The following is a 1,224-nucleotide window of genomic DNA, read 5'->3' as shown; positions in this document are numbered from 1 at the left end:
TCCTGCGTGACAGGCAGGCATGTTAACCCCTACACCACGGAACCTAATTGCGGAGGTAGGACTCGAACCTACGACCTTCGGGTTATGAGCCCGACGAGCTGCCAACTGCTCCACCCCGCGATAATATTAAGGAGGATAAGGGATTCGAACCCTTGCACGCTTTTACACGCCTGACGGTTTTCAAGACCGTTCCCTTCAGCCGGACTTGGGTAATCCTCCATAAAAAAAATAATGACCCGTACGGGACTCGAACCCGTGTTACCGCCGTGAAAGGGCGGTGTCTTAACCGCTTGACCAACGGGCCATGGTAATAAAATCAATCATATAAATGGAGAGTAAGGGATTCGAACCCTTGAGACAGGGTTAACCGTCTACACGATTTCCAATCGTGCTCCTTCGGCCAGCTCGGACAACTCTCCGAGTTTCCAAACATTTATATGAATGAACTCCGCCAGTAGGACTCGAACCTACGACATCATGATTAACAGTCATGCGCTACTACCAACTGAGCTATGGCGGAAAAATAACAAAGCGTGGCAACGTCCTACCCTCGCAGGGAGAAACCCCCAACTACTATCGGCGCTAAGAAGCTTAACTTCTGTGTTCGAGATGGGAACAGGTGTATCCTTCTTGCCATCGTCACCACACTTTATCTTCTGAAAAAACTTTCGTTCTTTCAAAACTGAATCTATATCCAACTCCATCAATCTACCAGCTATACAACTCGTGGTTAAGTCCTCGACCGATTAGTACTAGTCCGCTCCATGCCTCGCGGCACTTCCACTTCTAGCCTATCTACCTGATCGTCTCTCAGGGGTCTTACTCATTTAAAATGATGGGAAATCTCATCTCGAGGGGGGCTTCACGCTTAGATGCTTTCAGCGTTTATCCCGTCCACACATAGCTACCCAGCGATGCTCTTGGCAGAACAACTGGTACACCAGCGGTGTGTCCATCCCGGTCCTCTCGTACTAAGGACAGCTCCTCTCAAATTTCCAACGCCCGCGACGGATAGGGACCGAACTGTCTCACGACGTTCTGAACCCAGCTCGCGTACCGCTTTAATGGGCGAACAGCCCAACCCTTGGGACCGACTTCAGCCCCAGGATGCGATGAGCCGACATCGAGGTGCCAAACCTCCCCGTCGATGTGAACTCTTGGGGGAGATAAGCCTGTTATCCCCAGGGTAGCTTTTATCCGTTGAGCGATGGCCCTTCCATACGG

5 tRNA genes and 2 rRNA genes are annotated in these 1,224 nt (G+C 51.0%); all 7 read right to left on the bottom strand.

What is annotated here, in order from left to right:
- Positions 1–47: 47 nt before the first annotated feature.
- Positions 48–120, bottom strand: a tRNA-Met gene (locus ADH02_RS02490).
- A gap of 9 nt (positions 121–129) precedes the next feature.
- A tRNA-Ser gene (locus tag ADH02_RS02485) sits at positions 130–219 on the bottom strand.
- 13 nt (positions 220–232) lie between these two features.
- Positions 233–304: transfer RNA gene (locus ADH02_RS02480), tRNA-Glu, on the bottom strand.
- Between the two features lie 25 nt (positions 305–329).
- Positions 330–419: transfer RNA gene (locus ADH02_RS02475), tRNA-Ser, on the bottom strand.
- Positions 420–446: 27 nt separating this feature from the next.
- Positions 447–520 (bottom strand) — tRNA-Asn (locus ADH02_RS02470).
- A gap of 11 nt (positions 521–531) precedes the next feature.
- Positions 532–647, bottom strand: a 5S ribosomal RNA gene (gene rrf, locus ADH02_RS02465).
- A 79-nt stretch (positions 648–726) separates the two neighbouring features.
- Positions 727–1,224 (bottom strand): 23S ribosomal RNA (locus tag ADH02_RS02460); the annotation flags it as partial.

This window comes from Streptococcus sp. 263_SSPC (assembly GCF_001071995.1).
Lineage (GTDB): Bacteria > Bacillota > Bacilli > Lactobacillales > Aerococcaceae > Granulicatella.
Note: the sequence above shows the minus strand (reverse complement) of the source record. Positions and strands in the feature narration are given on the sequence as shown.